General features: G+C 39.7%; 24 protein-coding genes, 1 tRNA gene and 2 pseudogenes. 11 read left to right on the top strand and 16 right to left on the bottom strand.

The genetic code is table 11. From position 1 onward, the window contains the following. Window positions 1-344: pseudogene (locus B2727_RS01520) on the top strand (hypothetical protein); the annotation flags it as partial. Between the two features lie 617 nt (window positions 345-961). Continuing rightward, window positions 962-1,939 carry a sensor domain-containing diguanylate cyclase gene (locus B2727_RS01510; RefSeq protein WP_002119794.1) on the top strand — a complete coding sequence of 326 codons (978 nt, stop codon included), beginning with the start codon at window positions 962-964 and terminating at the stop codon, window positions 1,937-1,939. Window positions 1,940-2,158: 219 nt separating this feature from the next. Here B2727_RS01510 and B2727_RS01505 read toward each other — a convergent pair whose 3' ends face one another. The 6 genes from B2727_RS01505 to B2727_RS01480 are packed head-to-tail and all read right to left on the bottom strand — an operon-like array spanning window position 2,159 to window position 5,436. Next, on the bottom strand, window positions 2,159-2,821 hold the full coding sequence (locus B2727_RS01505; RefSeq protein ID WP_001281573.1) for a peptide-methionine (S)-S-oxide reductase MsrA: 663 nt from the start codon (window positions 2,819-2,821) through the stop codon (window positions 2,159-2,161). Between the two features lie 9 nt (window positions 2,822-2,830). Next, window positions 2,831-4,105 (bottom strand): acetyl-CoA C-acetyltransferase, encoded by a 1,275-nt coding sequence (locus B2727_RS01500; RefSeq protein WP_000857678.1) that lies wholly within the window; start codon window positions 4,103-4,105, stop codon window positions 2,831-2,833. Next, on the bottom strand, window positions 4,102-4,410 hold the full coding sequence (locus B2727_RS01495; RefSeq protein WP_002122973.1) for an antibiotic biosynthesis monooxygenase family protein: 309 nt from the start codon (window positions 4,408-4,410) through the stop codon (window positions 4,102-4,104). The genes B2727_RS01500 and B2727_RS01495 overlap by 4 nt, the downstream gene beginning before the upstream one ends. A 50-nt stretch (window positions 4,411-4,460) precedes the next feature. Then, window positions 4,461-4,706, bottom strand: coding sequence for a glutaredoxin family protein (locus B2727_RS01490; RefSeq protein ID WP_025467194.1), 246 nt, complete (start codon window positions 4,704-4,706; stop codon window positions 4,461-4,463). A 21-nt stretch (window positions 4,707-4,727) separates the two neighbouring features. Further along, on the bottom strand, window positions 4,728-5,168 hold the full coding sequence (msrB, locus tag B2727_RS01485) for a peptide-methionine (R)-S-oxide reductase MsrB (RefSeq protein ID WP_000483554.1): 441 nt from the start codon (window positions 5,166-5,168) through the stop codon (window positions 4,728-4,730). 31 nt (window positions 5,169-5,199) lie between these two features. Next, the gene (locus B2727_RS01480) at window positions 5,200-5,436 is read right to left on the bottom strand and encodes a glutaredoxin (RefSeq protein ID WP_009499586.1); all 237 of its coding nucleotides are present in this window, start codon (window positions 5,434-5,436) and stop codon (window positions 5,200-5,202) included. An 86-nt stretch (window positions 5,437-5,522) separates the two neighbouring features. Here B2727_RS01480 and B2727_RS01475 point away from each other — a divergent pair. Then, window positions 5,523-6,613 (top strand): IS4 family transposase gene (locus B2727_RS01475; RefSeq protein WP_103800267.1). Its coding sequence is split into 2 segments (ribosomal slippage): window positions 5,523-6,063 and window positions 6,063-6,613, totalling 1,092 coding nucleotides; the frame shifts between segments, so codons are not numbered across the junction. A gap of 201 nt (window positions 6,614-6,814) precedes the next feature. Continuing rightward, window positions 6,815-6,995: pseudogene (gene xseB, locus B2727_RS01470) on the top strand (exodeoxyribonuclease VII small subunit). A gap of 52 nt (window positions 6,996-7,047) precedes the next feature. On the opposite strand, the gene B2727_RS01465 reads toward xseB, so the two are convergent. The 4 genes from B2727_RS01465 to B2727_RS01450 form a co-directional block, all read right to left on the bottom strand. Next, window positions 7,048-7,377 carry a hypothetical protein gene (locus B2727_RS01465; RefSeq protein WP_284082571.1) on the bottom strand — a complete coding sequence of 110 codons (330 nt, stop codon included), beginning with the start codon at window positions 7,375-7,377 and terminating at the stop codon, window positions 7,048-7,050. A gap of 122 nt (window positions 7,378-7,499) precedes the next feature. Beyond that, a complete protein-coding gene (locus B2727_RS01460; protein WP_284082570.1) occupies window positions 7,500-7,883 on the bottom strand; it encodes a hypothetical protein in 384 nt (127 codons plus the stop codon). 24 nt (window positions 7,884-7,907) lie between these two features. Next, window positions 7,908-8,672: a hypothetical protein gene (locus B2727_RS01455; protein ID WP_291347433.1), complete on the bottom strand. Its 765-nt coding sequence runs from the start codon at window positions 8,670-8,672 to the stop codon at window positions 7,908-7,910. Between the two features lie 91 nt (window positions 8,673-8,763). After that, window positions 8,764-9,372: a hypothetical protein gene (locus B2727_RS01450; RefSeq protein WP_002159601.1), complete on the bottom strand. Its 609-nt coding sequence runs from the start codon at window positions 9,370-9,372 to the stop codon at window positions 8,764-8,766. Window positions 9,373-10,213: 841 nt separating this feature from the next. Here B2727_RS01450 and B2727_RS01445 point away from each other — a divergent pair. Further along, window positions 10,214-10,567 carry an antitoxin Xre-like helix-turn-helix domain-containing protein gene (locus B2727_RS01445; protein WP_291347425.1) on the top strand — a complete coding sequence of 118 codons (354 nt, stop codon included), beginning with the start codon at window positions 10,214-10,216 and terminating at the stop codon, window positions 10,565-10,567. A gap of 490 nt (window positions 10,568-11,057) precedes the next feature. Further along, the gene (locus tag B2727_RS01440; RefSeq protein WP_057081832.1) at window positions 11,058-11,393 is read left to right on the top strand and encodes a hypothetical protein; all 336 of its coding nucleotides are present in this window, start codon (window positions 11,058-11,060) and stop codon (window positions 11,391-11,393) included. 151 nt (window positions 11,394-11,544) lie between these two features. On the opposite strand, the gene B2727_RS01435 is transcribed toward B2727_RS01440, so the two are convergent. Next, on the bottom strand, window positions 11,545-13,974 hold the full coding sequence (locus tag B2727_RS01435) for a MobA family protein (protein ID WP_291347420.1): 2,430 nt from the start codon (window positions 13,972-13,974) through the stop codon (window positions 11,545-11,547). A 41-nt stretch (window positions 13,975-14,015) separates the two neighbouring features. Then, window positions 14,016-14,588, bottom strand: a complete 573-nt coding sequence (gene mobC, locus B2727_RS01430) for a plasmid mobilization relaxosome protein MobC (protein WP_291347418.1) — start codon at window positions 14,586-14,588, stop codon at window positions 14,016-14,018. Window positions 14,589-15,496: 908 nt separating this feature from the next. Here mobC and B2727_RS01425 point away from each other — a divergent pair. Together B2727_RS01425 and B2727_RS01420 are read left to right on the top strand one after the other, a co-directional pair. After that, window positions 15,497-15,832: a hypothetical protein gene (locus tag B2727_RS01425; RefSeq protein WP_004912925.1), complete on the top strand. Its 336-nt coding sequence runs from the start codon at window positions 15,497-15,499 to the stop codon at window positions 15,830-15,832. Beyond that, complete coding sequence (locus B2727_RS01420; RefSeq protein ID WP_312069624.1) at window positions 15,724-16,875, top strand: site-specific integrase; 1,152 nt, start codon at window positions 15,724-15,726, stop codon at window positions 16,873-16,875. The genes B2727_RS01425 and B2727_RS01420 overlap by 109 nt, the downstream gene beginning before the upstream one ends. A 16-nt stretch (window positions 16,876-16,891) precedes the next feature. Here B2727_RS01420 and B2727_RS01415 read toward each other — a convergent pair. The 3 genes from B2727_RS01415 to B2727_RS01405 all read right to left on the bottom strand — a co-directional run bounded on the left by B2727_RS01415 (window position 16,892) and on the right by B2727_RS01405 (window position 20,306). Continuing rightward, window positions 16,892-16,981, bottom strand: a tRNA-Ser gene (locus B2727_RS01415). Between the two features lie 85 nt (window positions 16,982-17,066). Beyond that, complete coding sequence (locus B2727_RS01410) at window positions 17,067-19,097, bottom strand: NADPH-dependent 2,4-dienoyl-CoA reductase (RefSeq protein WP_005202647.1); 2,031 nt, start codon at window positions 19,095-19,097, stop codon at window positions 17,067-17,069. A 291-nt stretch (window positions 19,098-19,388) separates the two neighbouring features. Then, window positions 19,389-20,306, bottom strand: a complete 918-nt coding sequence (locus B2727_RS01405; protein ID WP_005202646.1) for a DMT family transporter — start codon at window positions 20,304-20,306, stop codon at window positions 19,389-19,391. A gap of 156 nt (window positions 20,307-20,462) precedes the next feature. On the opposite strand from B2727_RS01405, the gene B2727_RS01400 reads away from it, so the two are divergent. The 3 genes from B2727_RS01400 (at window position 20,463) to B2727_RS01390 (ending at window position 23,810) form a co-directional block, all read left to right on the top strand. Next, window positions 20,463-21,314, top strand: a complete 852-nt coding sequence (locus B2727_RS01400; RefSeq protein WP_005202645.1) for a LysR family transcriptional regulator — start codon at window positions 20,463-20,465, stop codon at window positions 21,312-21,314. Window positions 21,315-21,588: 274 nt separating this feature from the next. Next, on the top strand, window positions 21,589-22,932 hold the full coding sequence (gene argG, locus B2727_RS01395; RefSeq protein ID WP_004652848.1) for an argininosuccinate synthase: 1,344 nt from the start codon (window positions 21,589-21,591) through the stop codon (window positions 22,930-22,932). Window positions 22,933-23,126: 194 nt separating this feature from the next. After that, window positions 23,127-23,810: a pirin family protein gene (locus tag B2727_RS01390; RefSeq protein ID WP_005202644.1), complete on the top strand. Its 684-nt coding sequence runs from the start codon at window positions 23,127-23,129 to the stop codon at window positions 23,808-23,810. A 46-nt stretch (window positions 23,811-23,856) separates the two neighbouring features. Here B2727_RS01390 and B2727_RS01385 read toward each other — a convergent pair whose 3' ends face one another. Then, window positions 23,857-24,084 carry a hypothetical protein gene (locus B2727_RS01385; RefSeq protein WP_017402025.1) on the bottom strand — a complete coding sequence of 76 codons (228 nt, stop codon included), beginning with the start codon at window positions 24,082-24,084 and terminating at the stop codon, window positions 23,857-23,859. Between the last annotated feature and the right edge of the window lie 232 nt (window positions 24,085-24,316).

Genomic DNA, 24,316 nt, shown 5'->3' with positions numbered 1-24,316 from the left:
CATACTTTTTGATACACCACCCTATTTTTGTCAGTAACCGATTAAAAGGTAAGTACAGAGTTTTGGAATGGTCCCTTCTTGTAAAAGGCCAGACGATGCCGCTGCGTTTTACCCGCGATAATCAAGCGCTTTATGGTTTTGCAACAGTATGTGCCGAGTTAGCGGGTGCTGTTCTTGAATCTGGTGAGTGGCAATTAACTGAGAGTCTTCAGCAACAGAGTCGTTATCTCAACTCAAATCGTGATCACGTTGACGACATTGAAAGCAGGAATGCTTCAAGAACTGCTAATGGCATAACCAGGCTTATCTGCTTATCGATACCGGTGATGGGAGACGATTTATAAACACTCAGCGATGATCAGCGAAGTTGTGTTTTAGTTTTCTTGTTGGCACTACATCCGGTATGGCGGCCTTTAATCTGAGAGTGACACTTGGGATAACTGAAAAACTGGCTGTGATTCTGCTGAACGGAGCTTGGTGCTAAGCATGTTGGCGTCATTCAAAGCAAGGTCAACACTGCTATTAACGTTTACGATTATCTGACGGACGTGCTGCTGCGCGTCAACCAACATCCAGTAAGCAAGGTACATGAACTAATGCCGAAGTTACGGAAAGCTCAGTTCGAAAGCGCATTACAGCGTTCAGCTCTATTTAGCAATCCCGATGCTTCGGTAAAATAAGCCACGGAAAATGCTCCGGAGGCCGCATGCACACTAAATAGATGACGTTAGACGAAGAGTTGGATTTAAACGAGCAAATTATAGAGCCTGCGACCGGAAAAGCCAAAAGTTTATAAATACAGCTAAAACTCAAATCAAGCAGGCGAATATTGTACAAAACAATACCATTGCTACAGAGATAACTTCAAGTCTGACAGATCTATGCTAGAGTTAAATCAACGATTTAATTCATTTTTCTATGCAGGATCTTTGAAAAATGCAGTAGAAAAACGGAGAAGTACATGACCTTTAGTTTAGCTCAAACAGCTAGTGCAGAAACCACACTAAAAGCACCTGCTGAAGCAGATCAGAACCTGCGGGATATCACTGAACTGGCGTGTTATATCTGTGATGCACCAGTGGCTATGGTGACGCGAACCGATGACACAAAGCTGAATCTAATTGCAAAAGTTGGTATTTCGCGTACCTCTGTATTAATTAAAGAGTCCTTTTGCGTGTATGCAATGGAAACACCTGATGCGGTAATGGTGGTCCCTGACGCTACTTTAGATCACAGATTCAGTACCAATGCTATGGTGATTTCAGGACCTGGCTACCGATTTTATGCTGGCTCGCCGCTGATTGATCCCGAAGGTGCAGTGATTGGTACTATTTGTGTCTATGATCATGTTCCTAAGCAGCTGAACCAGCGGCAGATAAGCTCTTTGCAGGCTCTGTCCAGACAAGTGATCGCCATACTGGAGCTGAAAAAAGTCGGCGAACAATTACATAATACCAGCATGACGGATGCGCTGACAGGGGTGAACAACAGAAGAGCTTTTGACCTCAAGTTTGAAGCTGAATTTGCTCGCTGGCAAAGAACAGGACAATCTTTTGTACTGGCATTGATTGATATTGATCACTTTAAGAGTTTTAACGACAGCTATGGTCATGCCGCAGGAGATGAGGCACTGAGTCAAGTCGCGGCTCTGTTTCAGCGCCATAGCAGGAACTATGACTTTTTCGCCCGTTATGGTGGTGAAGAGTTTGTGCTGATCCTGCCAGGCACAGACACAGCGTCCGCAAATAAAACACTGGAAAAGTTAAGGCTGGTAGTGGCTAACCATGAGTGGTTATTACGACAATTAACGGTCAGCATAGGTTTGGCCAGCGCTGATTTATTTGACGACAAAAAGCAGTTGCTCGAAGTCGCCGATCAGATGTTATACAAAGCTAAAACCCAAGGCCGCAATCAAACCAGTGTGTTCGCCACACTGTAAGAGATCTGTTCATGCTGCGCTGATCTCAAGACCTCATAAAAACTGAGGTCTTGCTTCGGTCGATAAGCTGGTCTGATATTGGCATTATTTATTCCTTTCAAATACATGGGTAATGCGACTTACACAGATTTTTTATGCTCTCTTGGACTCCATGTGAAGGAGATCGTCACATTCTTTACATATAGAAAATAGAGTTCTTTAGCCAGCTGCAATTTCAGATTAACCGATTCGGTAAGCTTTCTGCATTTCCGGAGACAACTTTTTTAGCCAGCTTGAGAGACTGAAGCCTTTTCTATCGGTACTATTTAATTTAGTAAAATACAGATGTTCATCCCAGCGAGGACCGAAATCTACTTCTGCAAGACTTACAAGCTGTTTGTTTCTGCGAAGACGATGCTTTTGATGGTAATCTTCGGCGGGCCAAAAATAACCATTTTGTTCTCCGGCCTCAATCACCTCGGGAGATTTCTCCTTTCCAATCGCTTGAATCAGTTCTTCAGCTACTTGTTTTTGCTCCAGATCAAAAACAAAAAGTATCTGGCGATACTGGCCCTGCTTTCTACCATGAACAGACCATGATTCAAAACTTCCAAGAAGTTCCCTGTAGCTGATTTGGTCTTTATCGTAGATCACTCTGACGACTTCGGCGTGTCCGTTGATGTTGCGGTAACTCGGATCCAGAGTTGATGCTCCAGCGTAGCCAACACGTGTTTGCACTACTCCCTGCGTCCCTCCAAAATTAGAATCCGGTCCCCAAAAGCAACCCATGCCGAAAACCGTTTGACTAAGCTTCCCGATTTTCAATGCTTCTTCGATTGCTTCAGGGGTTGCAAATTCATAGCTTTCAACACCGTCTTCTTTATTCATTTTTAGATCCGACATATTTTTCTCCTAACTTTCAAGAATTGTAGCCACTCCCATTCCTCCCGCCGTGCAAACGACGATAAGGCCACGTTTTCCAGGACCAGCTGAGTGCAGTATCTTTGCTAAAACTCCGACGATCTTAGCGCCAGTAGCCGCAAACGGATGCCCAAGGGCAATGCTACTTCCACGGACATTTAGCTTCGAGCGGTCAATTTTTCCGAGAGGCTCTGATCGTCCCAAACGTGTTTTGCAGTATTCAGCAGACTCCCACGCCTTCATCGTGCAGAGCACTTGTCCAGCGAACGCCTCGTGAATTTCGTAAAAATCAAAATCCTGAAGCTTTAAGCCGTTTCGCTTCAATAATTCACTGACGGCCACAGTTGGGGCCATAAGCAAACCTTCGCCAGCGACATAATCCACGGCGGAAGTATGAGAATCCACAATCTTAGCCAACAGGGGCCAATTATTCTTTTTTGCCTCTTCTTCTGATGCTAAAAGAACGGTGGATGAGCCATCTGTGAGCGAGCTTGAATTTCCCGCCGTCAAAGTCCCTTTTTCTGATTTATCAAAAACAGGTTTTAACTTCGACAATTTTTCCAAAGTTGTATCAGCACGCAAAATTCCATCGGTCTTATTTCCTTGGAATGGAAAGACGAGATCATCATAAAACCCATCTTTATATGCTTGAGCTGCATTTCTGTGACTTGCCAGCGCTAACTCATCTTGCTCTTGGCGAGAAATATTCCACTCTTTAACCATGAGTTCGCAATGCTCACCCATTGATTTTCCGGTGCGTGGCTCAACCACTGCGGGCAACACTGGCTTTAGATCGCTAGGTTTAATTCCTAAAATGATTTTTACTTTCTCACCAAGCGTTCTGGCAGAATTCAACGCAATCAATTTTCTTGCGAAAGTTCGACTAACCATAATGGGCAAATCGCTGTTGCTATCAACACCGCCCGCAATGCCACTTTCAATTTGGTGGCTAGAAATTTTGTGAGCAATCTGAATCGTATTTTCCAAGCTCGTTCCGCAAGCACGTTGCACGTTATATGCCGGAGTGTTTGGATGCAAACCGGAGGATTGAACGACTTCACGAGCCAAATTCCAGTTAGCCGAGCTGTGCATGACAGCTCCTAAGGCTACATCGCCCACAGTTTTTCCTTCCAAGTTATATCTATCAACTAAACTCTTTAGGCTCGCCGTCATTAGTTCTTCACTTGAGACGTCTCGATATGCGGTCATAGATTTCATAAATGGAATCCGAGCTCCACCTACGATATAAACGTTTCTCGTTTTCATAATTTCACCTCCGGCTTTGTGTGCCGTTCAAAAACTTCTCCGACCTTCACGTCGTACGATTCAAAAATGTAGTCTTTGCCAAGCATCTTGGCTTTTTTGTGTTCGGGATGCTTATCCCAAGCATCGAAAGCTTCTCTGGTAAGGAACTCGACAATTAGAACATCTTCACCGTTAGGAGAAGAAAACCGCTCATGGCTTCCGTAACCAGGAATGGCTTCGACAAGCGCGGACATCTCGGCGTATCTTCTTTCAAACTCCCCACCGTGCTCCTTGGCAACACGACTGCGGAAAACTGCTATAATCATTGATCTGACTCCTTACTAAGCTAATTACAATCCTCAAAAAAAAGATCTCGTTATTTCATCGAAGCTTCCAACCACTTGTCGAGATCCTTGAACTTGGGGTTTCTCAGCTTCTTTGTCCCAACCAGTATTGTCGGGAAATTTAACTTTCCAGTAGTATAAAGGGATCGCAGTTCATCAGCTGCCGCGTCGTCTTCGTGAACATCTAAAAAATCAAACTCGATTCCTTTTTCTTTCAAGTACGACTGGTAAATCTTGGTTTTGTGGCAGTCCTTATGACCGAACAGCTTAATCCCCACGACCCCCTCCATTTTCTAAAATTACTCTACAAACTTCAACGACTCCGAGTTGATGCAGAATCGAGCCCCAGAGGGCTCAGGACCATCTGGAAAAACGTGCCCTAAGTGGGCTTCGCACACATTGCATAGCACTTCGATTCTTCGTCCGTAAGTCGTGTCCAGTTCATATTGAATTACGTTGTCGGCGACGGGCTCAGAAAAACTCGGCCAACCTGTTCCCGAATCAAACTTAACGTTCGAATCAAACAGTTCAGTGTCGCAGCCCGCGCAGGCATACCGTCCTGCCTCATAAAATGAACAGAGTTCCCCAGTGTGAGGGCGCTCGGTGCCTTTCTTCCGCATGACATTAAATTGAGCGGGCGTCAGAATTTTTTTCCACTCTTCCTCGCTCTTTTCTACTTTTCTAGGAGGAGCGGGAGTGCCGTTATCGAGATAGTTGTTAATGCTTTCCCAGTTGAACATAAATTTGCTCCTTTATTTTTGGGTTTGTTCTTTAGCTATCAATCCACGCGAAGAAGTCAGTCGCGCTACCAATGAATTTTCCATCCACAAAAACTTGCGGAACAGTTTGAAGGTTGGTTTTTTTCTTCAACTCATCATAAGTCTTGGGATCGTCATCCACGCGAATTTGTTTAAAATCAACTTTTTCAGAAGTTAAGTACTCCTTCACGCGTTTACTAAACGGACAATGGTCTTTTGTGTAGATGACAACGTTCTTAAGTTCTTTCATTTTTTCCTCTTTCGTCTCTGTACACGACAAAAATAGATAACTCATTGAAATAATGTCACAATAATTGTTTTCTAACGACGAATACTATGACACATCTCAATGAGTTATATCTTATCTTAAACAAATATCTAAAATGGAACAAGTCACATTTAAAGTGCTTTGCGCTCATCATGCTTGTGATTATTTTAAAGCAAACATGTAATCTTTCTTCTGCATCTAAAGCCTTGCCCATCAAGTGCTTACCACAATCATTTTATCGACGTATGCAGCGCTTCTTTGCAGGTCAGTATTTCGATTATCGTCAAATTTCTCAGTTGATTTTCAATATATTTTCATTCGACAAAGTGCAACTGACTTTAGATAGAACCAATTGGAAATGGGGAAAACGAAATATTAATATCCTGATGCTCGCGATCGTTTATCGTGGAATAGCGATACCTATCGTTTGGACATTACTTAATAAACGTGGAAATTCAGATACAAAAGAGCGTATTGCTTTGATTCAACGCTTTATCTCCATTTTTGGTAAAGACCGTATTGTGAATGTGTTCGCAGACAGAGAGTTTATCGGTGAGCAGTGGTTTACATGGTTAATTGAACAAGACATCAACTTCTGCATTCGTGTTAAAAAAACTTTATTGTCACCAATCATTTAGGAAAGAATCATAAAATCAGTGATTTATTTCGCCATCTTCAAGTTGGTCAAATTGAATGTCGTAAACGACGGATTTTGGTTGGTCGAGTGAAACTATATATAAGTGCACTACAGTTAGAAAATGGAGAACTTTTACTCGTCGTTTCTCCTCAGTTTAATGCCAATTCTATTCAGGATTATGCATTACGCTGGGAAATTGAAACCTTATTCAGTTGTCTCAAAGGACGCGGGTTTAATCTTGAAAATACTCGTTTAACAGACCCTAGACGAGTCAAGAAATTGATAGCAGTGCTAGCTATCGGTTTCTGTTGGTGCTATTTAACAGGTGAATGGCAACATGATCAAAAAAAAGTGATAAAAATAAAGAAGCATGGACGACTCTCAATGAGTTTATTTCGCTATGGTTTAGACTATGTTCAAATGGCGATTCAGCGTTTAATTGGTTTTGGGAAAAAAGAAGAGTTTAAGGAAATTTTGGCAATTTTAAGAAGGCAGAAGCCTGATAGGATAAGGGTTCTGTGAAATTTGTCGTGTACAGAGAAAAAATTTAATTTTATATTTCTAAAGCAAAACAGCAACGCAATTATCACTTAAATTAAACTAAAAACTGTAATAATTTAATTTAACAATTAATCCCTGTGTTTGTATACAGGGATTAATTATTAAATTAAACCTGTACGGTCAGTTGCAACTCTTTTAAGTATCCTTAACATGGCTCAAATCATGAGTAAAAATGAGTTAAATTTTAAAGACAATTATGAACTATTGAAGAAGAATACCTCCCTGTTGGAGTCTCAGGAAGAATTTGACATCGACCAACCTGATTAATTTTATTGAAGAATCAATGTCTGCATATAAAGTATGTAAATCACAGCTGGATATGGATATGGTAGAAATTAAATAAAACATTCAGGAATTAGCTGCGTAAAAGGAGCCGTAGCTCCAGTTTCTATCTTTTAGTCAGCTAACTCTTTAATCATTTTACTATTTTGGCTGTTGTTAAAATATTGCTTCCTTCTTCTAGCATTATGCTTCCAACTTTTTGCAACTTTATAGACAAAAGCAGGTAGATCATCCCATTCTTCAGGCAAGCCCGTACCTCGTGCAACACGAAGTTTTAAAGGATAGTTCTTATATTCAATCAAATGAAGAAAATAAAAACTACGCTCTTGACGTGTGCTGAACTTTTTATGATACACATTTCTCAGATGAGGGTATCGTTCTCGTATACCGTCATTAGGGTGAGTATTTTCATGTTGTAGGTACTGAAATTTCAGCTTTTTCATATTGCCTCCTAGGTCACATTACCTAGAAGGGGTCCTCTGCGTAGTAGTTCATTGTTTTAAACCTTTAATTTATCGTTGATTCATTGTTTTTAACGAATTCTCTAAGCTGCCAATCCTTCTCTTTATTTAAAATAATAACTGATGGTCGTATCTTTATGATCTCCCCAGCCTGTCGAGATATCCGTCAATTCAACACCATTTTTCTGGTAACTTTTTACTCTATATAAATAAGTCCGTGGCGGAGAGATATCATTGGTTCGTACTTTCTCAATCAGGATGAAAGTCTTGTCATCTAACCATCTTACTCTTAATGGTAATGGGTCTTGGCACTGCCCTATTTCTGCATACATTGCAGCATCTTTTCCATTCTTGGCAAAAGACAATCCTGCACATTCTACATCGGGTAAATCTAAGACTAGTCGTTTTCCTACTAAGCTTTCTTTTACGCCTGCACTAGCCAAGGTTGAAAGACTTAAACATAATCCTGCGAATATTAATTTTTTCATTTGAATAGACTCTTAATTTTGTTGTTAAAACACATTGTCAATAAAACCACACTGTAAGATGTGTTGTGATGGATTTACGGGATTGTCATAAAGGCTAATAAAAGCAATCATGTCATTCGGATCAGATACATCTCGTTTATAGGGCTGGCTATAGATATAAATTTGTTTGGGGGTGTAGACCTTTTGATTGTGGAAGACTTCTCCATCAAAGACCTTTAAATGTGGATATTGTTGGAAGACTTTGTGGGTCTTGCTTCTGTTTTGATCATCATGCATTGAAGCTTTATCCCACTGCTGTTTAAAGCTTTTTAATTGTTGTCCGCTATAGCGACTAAATTGAATCTTTAGTCCATCCTCAATCTTTTGTTTGGTGGTATTGATGTCATCAGCACGATAGATCGCGGTTCTTGCCCCTGCAACACTGACGTGTACTAAGCTTTCAATTCTTTTGATGGGATTGCTTTTGCTGTTGGGTAAATAAACTTCGGTTTCAGGGCAATCTTCACAGAAATTTTCATCATCAGAATCATTGATGACACGGCTCTTTTGTTTGCGGTACTGCTGTTGAAATTGTTGCTGCAATGACGTGATTCCAGATGGCCATTTCATTTCGGTGCCCATCAAAGCCAAACTGTTACTCAAAGATTGTTCTTTCTTAGCCCAATCCAGACAAGTTAAGCCCTGCTCTAAGGTGAATGTCTTAGATGTAGACACGGGTTGAGCCGTCACAGTCTGCATGATCAACAAGGTCATACTGCTGATCAGTAGAGATTTAAATCGAAATTTCATTTTAATCATCCTCGCATCTCCTACGGGCTTTGGCTGCCCGCAAGAAGTGCTCGTGTAAAATACTTATTTATTTTTAATCGTTTAACATCAGTTATTGATAATGATCCGCTGATAGTAGCTGACGGATTTCACTGGCCATTTGTGGACTACGCCAAGGAAATAGGACTTTTAGGCTGTAATTCGGTTTGAATGGATCTCGTGTGCCGATATTGACTTGAAACTCTCGTTTCATCGGTGTGCGATGAACCTGTTGATTGACGTGCGTTCCCATCATTGGATTGCTGATCACAGTGGTCGTGGTTCTAAAGTTATCTTCAACTAAGTTGTAGTGTCCAACGGAAGTGATGTAATCAAAGGGATATTTCACGAGGCGTTGATCAGGCTGATCAAACAGGATAATGGTTTTATCTTGGCTATTAATCCAAACACCACGGTTTTGGTAGTTAAAAGTTTCTCCTTGACGCTTGAGTTGTTCAGTCATCCCGTCAAAGTAGGTATTTCCATATTCATAAAGGTAGTAAAGGATCACAAACCAGAATAGGTCAAAGCCAAAGAAGATGTAACCAAAAGCACCAAAGGAGAAGATTTTGGCAACGATGAGAAAGATCACGATGGGTAAGACCACACATTTTATAAAGAGCTTAGATTTTTGTGGGCGGTGTTCAATAGGTATGATTTTGGGTTTGCTTAATTCAGTCATGGTTATTTCCCGCATGTTCAATGCAATGCACAATCACCAGCAGATATAAAAAGGTTTATTTTATAGGCGTGACTTAGCCATCCACCGTTGGATTGTTCTTGTAAAAATAATTTTTGAATACAGACGAATAATAAATAATTAGCCGTATCGCCCTTGTTGCAAAGCACAACAAGGTTGAACATGGGGTGAGTCGCAAATTAGAAAAGATTGGTACAGCATGAGAAGCTCCTTGTGTTAAGAAGTTCTACCAATTACTGTCAAATAATGGTGGCAGAACGAGAGCGGGTTGACAGACTGGAACACAAGAATCCAGCACGTCCGAAGACGTCCCCCTCCCGTTCCACCGCAGAGGGGCACGAGGGGATAAACACTAAAAGACAAGTCCTTTAATGCTCTTGTGTTGGACGGTCTGTCAAAACCGACTGGCAATGTAGGCCAGCGAGCCCATATTAATTTTATCCAGCGCTTTAGTCAATTTTACAAAGCACTAAAATCTATACAATTAGATTCGCCAAATGTAATCGCATTAAGTCTTTGATTTTTTCCCATAAGGTCAAATTACTCCGATCGATCGGCTCATTTTGCTTTGATGGATGAGGCTAAAATGGACTGTTGTTCTCTATTAAAATAAAACAATAAAATAAAGAATTAAATCAGGCGCGGCTCAGCTTTTTCATTCGACGCATTGAGATGAATCAATGCCTAATGAGCTGTTAATGAGAAGATTGAAATTTGCAAAGGCTGATTTAAAGCGATCAAACTGAAGTTCTTCCCTCTTCTTCAGTTATATGCTGTAAATAAGATAGAATAAATAATCAGCAAAGCTCAGCAGGTCGCTTGGATGAACTCTGTTAGTACAGCAACGTTTTTAGCAGAAGCCGTATTGAATACCGCGGATTTACTCGGTCTTAGCCAAACACAACTTGCTGCTGTGATGGGTCTCGATCTCACGTCGATGAGCCAAATCGAATTCTCAGCTGTATTAGAACCCACATCTGCACATAGTGAAGCTGGATTATTGCTGATACGACTTTATCAAAGCTTATCAGCACTCACGGGCGGTGATTCTGAATGGATTGACTATTTTATGAATGCATTCAATACCGCAACCGATGGTGTCCCGATTCAGCAAATTCAAACTAGAAAAGGCTTAGAGAAAGTCTTAACAGTTGTTGAAGCCCTGAACAATCGATAATTTATTCATTTCATTCTTTTAGAGAATCACCTTAGATTTGATGATTTCTTATTCTTTACAGAATCATTGAGAGCTAAAAATTAAATATTAGTCTATACAGCCGTCCGCAAGCACTGTTCAAAACAATATTCCCAGCCGTCAGAAATTAGAAATATCTCCAGCAGAATCAATCAATTAATTAATGTTAAGATATGTAAAAAGATCCAATTACATCGTTGACAGCTCAAGCGATACCCAGTTAAGCTAATTGTACACAGCAAAATCTGTGTTCAGGCGTAGGAACCTGATATTATTCACAAGGTGCAAAATACAGTCGCACTCGCGGCTATTTTTTTGCCTGTTGTTTAGCAGTCGTTATGGCGGCTTGACAGGACAGCTTTATGCTGGCCGTACCTTGTGAGCGGTATTTCCTACTCCTGTTAAGCTGCCACCATCACCGTAGGAAAGTGATGCTGGTAAGCCTTATAAACTTACTCACAAGGAAACGACTATGAACGCAATTCTTCATGGTGCAAACTCTTGCACACCTAAACAACAAGCTGGTCAACTTATCGTTGAACTTGGCAAAACAATTTCAAATCCTCAACGTCAAACTTTAGCAAATCTTTATATTGCTGTTGACACCGCAAATTCCTTACTCAAAGAACTTGAACAAGCACATCAAATCATTCGTCAATGCATGCATGAAATGACTGATGAGCAAATTCTTGAAGTTGCAAAGCTCAATCAAAATAACAATCTCTCCTCTTTGTGGGCATTTCGTACACATCAACGTCACAAGATGATTGAACGTGCACAGCGTGTATTGGGAATCCGTTCTATTTAGGTCACTTAATTAATTATGTATTTTTAGCTTGCTACTGTGCACTGTATTAATCGACTGCATTATTATCGAATAAGCAGAAATAATGCTGAATGCAATCAGTGACAGCAGCAACGCTAAAGATAATAGACTTGTGAATATTAAAAGTGATTGTTTAAAACTCAGCACCAAAATCGTTTGGTTTTTGTTGTTTAGATTCAACTTGTGGTTGACTTTGAATGTTATATTGCTGTCCCAGCATTGCTGCAATTAAGTGCATCATCAGACTGACAATTTCTTCAACGAGTTTTGCAAGTTGCAATATTGTTGCTGTAAGCTCTGCTGAATGCTCTCGATCGAGTTGGTATTGCTGTTGCACTGTTGCTGCATATTCTTGATCTGCGTCTGCTTGTTCTCTAAGTCGACGCATATTTTGTTTAAATTGCTCATACTCTGAATACAATTCAACATCATCTCGTTTAAGTCTTTGATTTGTTGTTGCTGTTGCAATTGCAACTGTTTCAAATTCGACTCTTGCTTCTCCAGCACGTCGAAGCGCTTGATCCAATTTGTCGTTAAGTGCTCTAGTCTGCTGATCTGTGTAGCGAATGACATGCTCTGTTCTTGAAGTCGGTGCTCTTTCTGATGCTGTAACTGCTGTTGCTGTTCTAACTGTTCTAATTTTTCCTGCCTCGATTGTAACTCTGTGATCATCAATCCAATATTCTGAAATAGATTGATCTCGGCTTGGCTCAAGTCTGACGGACTGCTGAAACCTAAGATTTTCAAGATCTTGTTCATGTCGTCTCTGTTGCTCTGCTCGTAATGCTCGATCACGCTGAGCCTTTTTTTCATCTTCTCGACGTTTTCTTGCAAGTCTTGCATAGTACTCAGCGATGATGGCATCAAAGCTAAACTCATTTGTTCGAGTAAATCCAAAATCATCTGCTGTGTGTCGCTGCCGTTGTGATGTTGAATAATCGTATGTTGCTGTTCTTTCATAACTTATTTCTCCACGAAACAAGGAAATGTCAGATGAATATTCGGTTCTGTCGGATGGACTTTCTTTTTGCTCAAATTCAGAGTATTGCAATCGATCCATTTCGAGGAGGTGATCGCTCGGTATCGAGTGCCGTCTTCGTCCGTCAAGATTTCGGTCTCGTTTTTGGTTAAGATCGGCTGTGTGAGATAGTAGTTGGAGGGCAATATTACTAAAATATTCAGTAGCCCCATTCCAAGCAACATCAGAATAAATGTTTTCAGAATTAATTTCGGGTTGTAAGTGATCGACTGAGTTAATGCTTGATCTACTTGCTGCTGCAACTGATTTTTCTGATCTTCTAATAACAGTGTGATACTTTGGGTATTGTCCTGAATTTGGACTTTGATCAGATTCTGATTGTCTTTGATCGTATGTTGCAATTGGGCTTTGCTCTGCTGAAGATGCTTTTGCATGATCTGATCGATTTCGTTGAGATGTGAAGACAGCGTCATTTGAATATTGCTGATATTCTGCTTCAACTCTGCTCGATATGATTTCAATCCTCTGATTAAAATCTGAGTCTCGTTTTTCTGATGTTGTAGCAGATGCATAACGTTGTCTGTTGTAAGCTGCTCTTGCCTGTCTAGCTCCTTGCAAAGTTTTTTCTGCTCTATCTCGAAGTTTTGCACGAGGCATTCGAGTATTTTTTGAAATCTGATTAACTGTTCGCTGCTCATCGTTTCCACGTTCGCTATCTGCTTTTCGAACTTGCTCAAAAGCTTTGATACGTTCTCGAAATGGTTCTGAGCATTTTCTGATGTCAAATTGTCTTTCATATATTTCTCCTTGAAAATAAATAGGTTTTTTCCCGAAAGTTGGAATTAAGCTAAACTGATTTTCTCGAATTTTGGCAACTTCGCTAGCAAGTTTGTTTGTGAGTACAAATTGCATAAAGTCATCACGGTTATGTACTAAAATTTCAGAGAAGAGAAATTCATTTTGATTTGTTTCTAATTGTTTTAACGAAATGGACAAGAGTCCAACATATAAATTTTCAATGAATGTTTTATAGTTTCCTCTATTCTTTTCAACTTTTTTCAGCGCAGATTGTAAATACAGCTCATAGCCTTTTTTTGTAAATCTTGCACGGTCAGGATCCTTCGGATCTGCCCACCCATATTCGGAATTAAGCTTGTCTTGCAAAGTATGAAAATGCTTTTGAAACAAACCTGGAGGGGCTATATTCATTGCTTTTCCTGACCTGAGTTCAAGCCGTGGCACAAGGATATGGATATGCTTTGACCCATTTGGTTCCTGATGCAACACAGCCGTCATGTGATATTGATCAGGTTCAAGACCACTGAAAGCTAATGCTTCGAACTGTTTTAAGACATCTTTTATTTCAATATCAGTCGGTTGATCTTCTTCAGCAAAAGCAATCACGGCAGATGTATATTTATGTTTGAAAGGAGAACTATCTGCAATTTTTGCAAAGATATGAGGGTCCCCACTCAACACTTCAACGTGCGGACGGACAATATTCATGTGATCCTTTTCGTCGAGCACATAACTTGCTGCACGTGCTGCACTGCCCGTTCCATGCCTCAACATCTTAATCAACATGATCTGCCCTCCCGTTTAAAAATATAAATGGAAATAAAAAGTCAATTTTTTAGATGGTCATTAGAAAGGTCAGCGTCTGAAGTTGATTCAAGTTCACCTTCTCCAACGACTTGCATTTGTCGCAATAAATCAGCGAAATATTTTTGTTCAATATGCTGGTGTCGGCGCTGAACTGTCTTATCAGAACGATGCAGTGACGGAGGACAAGGAAGCGGATAAAGCTGATAGATTTTTTTTAAATAGTCTTCGACAAGTAGGTACGTTCGAAGTAAGTCGACTGGTTTTCCGATTTTGTTGCTAATGTGAATTGCACGGGTAATCTGATTGAGATTATTGCCAATTTTTGCAAGTTGGAATGCAATGCTTTCGCTATCTTCTTGCGTCCTGTGATTTGACTCTTTTTTCTTCGCTACAACATGCGATTCACGAATTGAAGATCGATCAACATTCAAATTGTTTTGAATATAACAACTCACGCTTAATCGAATAAAATCACTTACAGTTTTATTTAATAGCCTAGCTGAACCCTTAATTATCTCTAATTCATCATCATTTAAACGCAATTCAAGTCGACTTACTCTTCTTGATTTTTTAATAACATTAGCAATAACCATAATACACCCAAAAACCATCAATCTATTTTTAAGCTATAATAATTTTTAAAATAATAAAAGTATTTTTTGATTGAAATTTTAAAAAATTTATATGTAGAATAAATAGTTACTCTAAAATTTTAAAACAAACACATTATTAAAAGTAGCGGTTTGGCTGCAAGCCAACCAGATTCCGTTCGTATACAATTACAACTTTTGTTGTTATTGTGTACGGACAGGGTACTCTGGCTCGACCGATTATTTTCATATTTTATGTACTTTGGACTATTAAGTGATATATTAAATATCACAAAGACTAAACACATTCTAATTTTCAAATCAAAATAAGATCATGATCTATAGAAGCTACACACCAAGAGGAATTTTAAATTTATTCTATTATTAAAACATATGCTTAACTAAAAAAAACACCTAAGTTTAAAGTTTATTCTCTTAAATTAAATTAGATTAAATATTTAATCTAATTATTAAATAAATAATAGTTCTCATAAGAAAAATATTAAAATGATCAACATCAAAAAATCACAAACCCCAACTAAAACAAAAAAGCAATTAAGAAATCAAAACCCAATCACAAAAAACAAAAGTAGCAAACCGAAGAACATACTAAAGATTAATTACTGTTATAATAGATAAAAATTAATTAAAAAAAATAAACCTATTTCTTGATCTTTTATACACAAATCATTTTTACACAAATAAAACATGGTAGCTTTCAATGTATAGAAACTTGTTTTATTCTTCAGATCCTAATTAACAACATGAGGATTTTAAGACAACAGGATTTCTTCAACTGCATTAAAAACTGAAGAGGTCAAAATGATAAAAAATCTTTATCTAATAAAATTAATTATTAGATATAAAAAAACTGGAGCAAGACTTTCAAATAAAAATGCGGAGGTTCAACAATGAGTAAATATTTTGAACTGCTGGATTGGGTCACCGCAGAAAAGTTTTGTGAATTGACGGGTGAACAGATCACGAACCTAAAGAATCTTAGGCCTCACTGGGAGGAAGGAAAAGTCTGGGTGAAAGTGTCTGATCGAAAAATTCTATATAGTTTGAAAGGTTATAACGCATGGGTCGAACAAGCAGCTCAGGTCTACCAAAAGGCACAAGAGCAAGATCGGGAAAAATACAGATTAACTTTAAATGGAACGACAAGCGCGAGTGGTTCACCCTCGACCTCATCGATACCCCAACCAACTTCATTAAGGCGGCTAAGATTAGAGAAGATTTTGTAAACAAGGCTAAATACGGGATATTAAAAATCGAGGATATCGAAGCTGTCACCGCCAAGCCCATCAAAAAAGCTGACGCTGCGCAAAAAACATTGCCAGCGTCAAATGCTCCGACATTTGCTCACTATGCCCAAGAATACCTTTATAACCTTTCAGATCATAAGCAAGGCACCAAGAAAAAATATCTATCAATTTTGGAAAGGCTTTGGATGCCATTATTCGAAGATATGCTGATTAATACGATCACCAGTCAAATGTTGCGTACAGCCGTCAATGGACGTGAATGGTCATCGGCTAAAACTCGAAATGATGCTTTGATTCCATTACGTGGCGTATTCGAATTAGCTTGTGATGATGAGGTGATTGATAAGAATCCATGTGACCGATTGAAAAATCAGAAAACTCAGGAGGATGAACCTGATCCATTTAATGAAATGGAAAAGGAAATAATACTGAACTGGTTAAAAGAGAAATATATTGCAGACTACCCAATTGTGTATTGGTATTTTGTGGTGGCATTCTGGACAGGTTGCCGTCCATCAGAAATTATCGCACTCACTTGGCAGGATGTAGATTTTTTAAATAAGCAGATTTACATCAATAAAGGTCGTGTGAACGGCGTTCAGCAAGAAACCACTAAAACAAATAAAGCTAGATTTGTAGATTTAAATGATTTTGCTTTCGAGGCATTTCAACAACTCAGATTACTAACCTACCTCAAATATGAGCACGTATTTATCTGTGATGAGACAGGTAAGGAATTTACTACGCAAAAATCATTGAGCGAGAAGTTTGTAGCCTCACTGAAAGCAAATGGCATACGTTATCGTCCTGCCTATAACACTCGTCATACATATGCGACCGTATGCTTAATGAATGGACTTAATCCAGTTTATGTGGCTTCACAGCTAGGGCATAGTTTAGTGATGCTCATGAAGCGTTATGCGAAGTGGATTAATTCAGATAAGAATAAGGAAGAGATTGCTAAAATTTCGAATAGTGCCAAAATTGTGCCAAAGAAAAAGGGAATCAAACTATGTGTTTGATTCCCTTTAATATATTTGGCGGAAGCGGTGAGATTCGAACTCACGGAGGACTCACACCCTCGTCGGTTTTCAAGACCGGTGCATTAAACCGCTCTGCCACGCTTCCATGTGCGTAAGAATACAAAGCTTGCCCTCTTTATACAAGAGAAATTTAATTGCAATGTATTCAAATGCATAATGTTTCATCAATTTTAGAGTTTTGCGGCTAATTCAGCACCATCTCGGATCGCACGCTTGGCATCTAGCTCTGCTGCGAGCTTCGCACCACCAATAATATGATAGTTCGCAGAAGTGTTTTCACCCTCTTTAGGCATTAAATCTTTAACAGATTCCTGCCCCGCACATACGACAATGGTATCTACGCGCAACAATTGATCATGACCATTATGCTCAACCCACAAACCTTCATCGGTCACCGCTTTATATTGCACACCACGTAGCATACGCACAGCATGCTTTTTCAGTTGCGCACGATGTACCCAACCAGAGGTTTTACCCAAACCAATTCCGAGTGGTGTGGTTTTGCGCTGCAATAAATAAATCTGACGCACTGGAATTTCAACTTCTGGACGTTGTATTCCACCTTCAGAGACATAGTTAGGATCTGGATCTACACCCCACTCACGTTGCCATTCTGCTAAGGGTTGCGGCTGTGGTTGATGTGGTGGTTTTAATAAGAACTCTGATACGTCAAAGCCAATCCCACCTGCACCAATCACAGCAACCTTATGACCCACTTCTGCGCCACGTAATACTTCTGCATATGACAACACTTGAGGTGCAGTACTGCCCTGAATCTTCAATGCACGTGGTACAACACCCGTAGCCACAACCACTTCATCAAAACCTTCACGTTCTAACTGTTCACGGTTTACACGTGTATTTAAACGAACATCTACACCCGTTTGTTTCAGCTGCACTTTAAAGTAACGGATGGTCTCATGGAATTCTTCTTTTCCAGGTACCACTTTGGCTAAATTAAACTGACCGCCAACATCATGATTTGCTTCAAATAAGGTCACGGCGTGACCACGGCTTGCAGCTACTGTCGCAGCAGACATACCCGCCACCCCGCCACCGACAACCGCAATACGCTTTGGTTTTTTAGTTTTGATATAAACCAATTCTGTTTCATGACACGCTTGCGGATTGACTAAACAGCTGACACGTTCATTTTTAAATGCGTGATCTAAGCAGGCTTGGTTACACGCGATACAGGTATTAATTTCATCCACACGATTGGTTGCAGTCTTATTCACCCAATAAGCATCTGCCAAGAATGGACGTGCCATTTGCACCATATCCGCCTTGCCAGAAGCAATAATCTCTTCAGCAACATCAGGCATATTAATACGATTTGATGCAATCACTGGAACAGAAACGTGCTGTTTGACTGCTGCGGTATAATCCACAAAAGCGGCACGCGGCACAGAGGTTACAATGGTAGGAACACGGGCTTCGTGCCAACCGATCCCTGTATTTAACAGTGTAATCCCTGCTTTTTCTAATGCCTTGGCAACCACAATCACTTCTTGCATGGTATTGCCATCATGTACTAAATCAAGCAAAGACAAACGGAATGCAATAATGAATTTTTCACCGACTTTAGCACGAATCGCTTTGACGATCTCCACTGGAAAGCGCATACGATTGTCGATATCACCCCCCCAACGGTCAGTACGTTTATTCACATGGCTGCTGAGAAACTGGTTAATTAGATAACCTTCCGACCCCATGATTTCTACGCCATCATAACCTGCTTTTTTAGCCAAGCTCGCGCAACGTGCATAATCATCAATGGTTGCTAATATCTGAGAATCAGACATTTGGCGAGGCTTAAATGGATTGATCGGTGCTTGAATCGGAGAAGAAGATACCGAAAATGGATGATAACCATAACGGCCAGAATGCAGGATTTGCATCAAAATTTTTGCACCATGCTTATGTACTGCATGGGTAACTAAACGATGATGAGGAATATCTGCCAAACTATTCATGGTTCCGCCCGCTGGCAACAACCAGCCTTGACGGTTTGGAGAAATACCACCGGTGATAATTAGACCTACACCGCCCTTTGCTCGCTCACCAAAATACGCAGCGAGTTTAGGATAGTTAAAGAAGCGGTCTTCTAAACCGGAGTGCATCGAACCCATTACCACACGGTTTTTAATGGTAGTAAAACCCAAATGTAATGGTTTTAAGATATTTGCATAGCTAGTCATGGTATTCCTTCTCTAATTTTGGCTTTGCAACTTGTTGCATAGTACTTTAATACTTTTTTGTTGATTTGGGATGACTCTATCTAAAAATTTAGCTGTTGAAAGTGTCAATTTGACTTAAACCTACTTAAGATTCTGCTACATCTTCTATAAAGATTGCTGAATTACAGAAGCAGGTCGACATAAAAAAGCAGCCACAATAATAGTGACTGCTTTTATTCAATCTAAAACATTAAGCTCCGACTTATTGATAGTCGCTTCGGCTTATTCTCATGCTGACCAATGCTGCCCAATTTAATGTTGTTGATTACCTGAATAAGCTAAGCGACTTTTCTGTACTTTCATTTTAAGTGAACTCATCACAATCCCCATACAGATAAAAGCAGCACCAATTAGGATATTGAGCGTCAAAGCTTCATGCCAGATCAACGAACCAAAAAACAGACTCAGAATCGGGATACACATAATCGAAATCGAAGCGACAAAAGTATCTACCTGACTGACAATCCAGTTCCAAAGCACAAAGGCAAAACCCGTTCCTACCACCGCAATATAGAATAAAGCAGATTCATTCAGCGGATTCAGCCAAACCTGAGCATCTACAGGCTCGAACAATAAGGCCATAACAAACATTAAGCTTCCACCTAGCAGAAGCTGCCAAATGGTCAGTTTAATTTTGTCATAGGTGGCAAAATTCTTTTTGATGTAAACCGTCGATAGTGCCCAGAAAAAGCCTGAACCAATGAGTAACACCTGCCCCAGCAATGACATATTCATATGCACATGATGTAATTGCGGCCATAAAATTGCGATGAGTCCCAAGGTTCCTAAAACGAGCCCCAAGATTTTCTGGGTATTCAACCTTTCATTTAAAAAATAATGCGCTAATACAGCAATAAAAATCGGCATGGTAAATACCAGTACAGCTGATAAACCTGAACCAACAAATTGCATTGCAAAGGTCTGCGTGGCATAAAAACCAAAACAGATCAATACACTTAAAATGATTAAGGGCTTCCACTCAGCTTGCTCAGGCAAAATGGATTTTTTTAAAATCCGTTGTACCAGCATTAATGTCAATGCAGCTAAAATCAACCGTGTAGAGATAAATAGAAATGGTGGAAACACTTGTAAGCTATGTTTGACCAAGCCCCATAACGAACCCCAAACCAGACACAGCAACGCGATTGCACTCACGACTCGAATATTCACGTGTTGTACTCAACCGATAAAAAGTAAGCTTAGTGTATAAAATAAATGACATCATGAATAATGCTATGTTTTAATAGATACATCATTTTTTTTGATGCCTAATTCAATTCATTCTTTTTAATAGCACCTTTCGAATTGAAATATTGAGGACTTACCGTGAATATTGATATTAGTGATATCCGATCATTTGTGACAGTGGCCGAGCTGAAGAGCATTACCGCCGCGGCAAATAAGCTCAATTATTTACAGTCCAATATGACCGCAAAAATTAAAAAGATTGAAAATCACTATAAACGCCAACTGTTTATCCGTAAGCCTAAAGGCGTCGAACTGACTGAATCTGGCATGAATTTATATGCCCAATATAAAAAGATGATTTTCACTTGGGAAGAAACTGAAAATAAAATCTACCAACAAGAAAGCGTTTTACGCTTTGGCACCAATACCAGTCTAGGTGGGATGCGTTTCTACCCTTCCTTTAGTCAGCTCTATGAAGCCTACCCTGATCTTTCCATCACCATGAAAACAGGTCCAACAGGTTATATTGAGGATGAGATTTTAGCGGGCAATTTGGATATTGCTTATGCCCTAGGACATCCTAAACATAAAAATCTGCAATATATTCAAAAAGCGGATGATCAACTGGTAATTATTGGTAAAAACATGATCAACCATGACAGTCTCGAAAAATGTCTGAATCATCAAAATATCTTGCTGGCTTCTGAACAATGCTGCTATGCCACCACCTTAGACAGCATCTACACCGACTATAACCTTAAAAAGGGTGAACTCACCCATATTTACGATCATGAAGCTCTAATTCACTTTACCCAGTTAGGTATGGGCATCTCGATGATTGCCAAATCTTTGATTGAAAAATATAACATTCAATACTATCGAGAAACGCCTGAACAGTATCGAGATATCGGCCTTTATCTGATTGCACGTCACGATCATGTATTTACCCCAATCGAGAAACAATTTATTGGCTTAAATGATTCACTTTGAACGAAACACTTTTTATAAACAGTGCTTGCAACCTCTTGATGTACTTTTCACGTGAGATTTTTTCAAGTTCACGACCTGTTAACGCCTTATTGTGAATGCTTATCGTAAAACTTTATATTTTTCCGATGTTAATCTATTTTTTAAATGAAAAAAAAAGAATTCCTTTCCTAACAGAAAAAAAATCGATTTGAAAAGTGATATAGTACGGGACGTATAAATTCTCTTTGGTCACCGAAGTATTAGGGTGCCTATTTCGAAATAGTTAGGACTAGCAATGACTGATAATGCAACGATCTTGCAGCATGTACCAGTAGGTAAAAAAGTTGGGATTGCCTTCTCTGGTGGTTTAGACACTTCAGCAGCTTTATTATGGATGAAACAGAAAGGCGCAGAGCCTTATGCATATACTGCAAATCTGGGTCAGCCTGATGAAGATGACTATGATGCTATTCCAAAGAAAGCTGAACAGTACGGCGCAGTCAAAGCTCGATTAATCGATTGTCGTTTACAACTTGCGCTTGAAGGTATTGCTGCGATTCAATGTGGCGCGTTCCACATCAGCACTGGCGGCGTTCCTTACTTCAATACCACACCTTTAGGTCGTGCAGTGACAGGTACAATGCTTGTTACCGCGATGAAAGAAGATGACGTCAACATTTGGGGCGACGGTTCAACTTATAAAGGCAACGATATTGAACGTTTCTATCGTTACGGTTTATTGACCAACCCTGCGCTTAAAATCTATAAGCCTTGGTTAGACCAAACCTTTATTGATGAGTTAGGCGGCCGTGCCGAAATGTCGCAATTCTTAATCGACAACGGTTTTGACTATAAAATGTCAAAAGAAAAAGCATATTCAACTGACTCAAATATGTTGGGGGCAACGCACGAAGCCAAAGATTTAGAATACCTCAATGCAGGTATTAAAATCGTAGACCCTATCATGGGCGTTGCATTCTGGAAAGATGACGTTGAAATCCAACCAGAAGAAGTGAGCATTACTTTTGAACAAGGTATGCCAGTTGCATTGAATGGTCAACGTATCGAAGATCCAGTTGAATTCATTCTTGAAGCAAACCGTATCGGTGGTCGTCATGGTCTAGGGATGTCTGACCAAATTGAAAACCGTATCATCGAAGCGAAATCTCGTGGTATCTATGAAGCACCAGGTATGGCTTTATTACATATCGCTTATGAGCGTTTGGTGACTGGTATTCATAACGAAGATACGATTGAACAATACCGTATTAACGGTTTACGTTTAGGTCGCCTACTTTACCAAGGTCGTTGGTTCGATTCTCAAGCACTCATGCTGCGTGAAACTTCACAACGTTGGGTTGCGAAAGCCATTACCGGTACTGTAACACTTGAATTACGTCGTGGTAATGACTACACCATCATGAACACTGAGTCTCCTAACCTCACGTATGAAGCTGAGCGTTTAACCATGGAGAAAGGCGATTCAATGTTTACGCCAATGGATCGTATCGGTCAGTTAACTATGCGCAACCTCGATATTACCGATACCCGTGCAAAATTGGGTATCTATACTGAAACAGGTTTACTCGCAGTGGGCCAAGGTTCTGCAATTCCACAGTTGGAAAACAAATCAAAATAAAAGATGGGTAAATTAATTTACCTATTTGAAAGGCTGAATATTTTTATTCAGCCTTTTTTATTTTATCCAAGAACATACGCATTACCGAATCATTGCATTTATAGAACAATATGTCGCAATTAAAGACTATTTATCATCATAATGAATCGATAATATAAGCATTAAGCAAAACACAATAATTTGGGAGATGAAAGATGAATGCTTATCTACATCGTAGTGAAAACCGTGGTCATGTCAAAGCAGGCTGGTTAGACACCTATCATAGCTTTTCATTTGGTAGCTGGTATAACCCGAAATATATGGGCGTCAGTGCGCTTCGCGTGATTAATGATGATACGGTTGCTGCACATAATGGTTTCGGTACTCATCCCCATGACAACATGGAAATCTTAACCTGTGTACTTGATGGCACCATTTCCCATAAAGACAGCATGGGCAATGAAGGTCAAATCAATGCAGGTGAATGGCAGTTGATGAGCGCTGGAACTGGGGTCACCCACAGTGAAATGAACAAGCATGATAAAGCGGTGCATCTATTACAGATTTGGATTCAACCGAATATACAAGATGCTGAACCAACTTATCAGCAAATTCATCTAAACCCGAAAGATCATCCAAACCAATGGCACTTGATTGCTGGTGATGAATCTGCGCCAATGTCGATCCGTCAAAATGCTGAAGTGAAAACTGCAGTCATTGAGAAAGATCAACATTTAGAAATTGCAGCACGGAAAAAAGTCAACTATGTGCATGTGATTTCAGGTGAAGTGATGATTGCCGATCATTTGGTTAAAGCGGGTGATGCCCTACTGTTTGATGAGACTGCAACGATTACTGCATTACAAGACAGTCAAATGATCTGGTTTGACTTACCTTAAACTCGGTTTAACTTGTACCTCTTACCCTCAAGGGGTACAAGCTTTTTTAATCATTATTGCTATTACTATCACAACTGCTTGAGTCAGAACTAGAGTCAGCATTAGAACCACAATTATCTATACCTTGATCATTATTATGCTGGACTGAATTGCAGCTGGATGTGGTTGAAGAATATGAATGGCTATAATCAGAAGTATCTTGTGTAGCATCTGTTTTCTTTGCGAAGAAAAACAATAAAATCAAGCCAGCCACAATAACTAAAAAAATAAACATCAGCCTCACAATCCCCTCTTGCTCCTCCAATCTTTATTTCACACTATAGCTTAATTCTTTTCAAAAATAATCGGCATTAAAAAAGCCCGATTAACGGGCTTTTCTACAACCTTGAACATTTTTAAAAACGATCTGAACCGTTTCGTTCGTTGTTAGCTGTGTGTTCAGGTTGTCATATCTTTGTTCATTTAGGCAAGATTCTCTTAAATCCCAAGGGGCTTAGGAAGTTAAG

Source organism: Acinetobacter sp. UBA991, from assembly GCF_002292065.1.
GTDB classification, from domain to species: Bacteria; Pseudomonadota; Gammaproteobacteria; order Pseudomonadales; family Moraxellaceae; genus Acinetobacter; species Acinetobacter higginsii.
The sequence above is the reverse complement of the archived record's forward strand: the minus strand, read 5'-3'. Positions and strand labels throughout refer to the sequence as shown.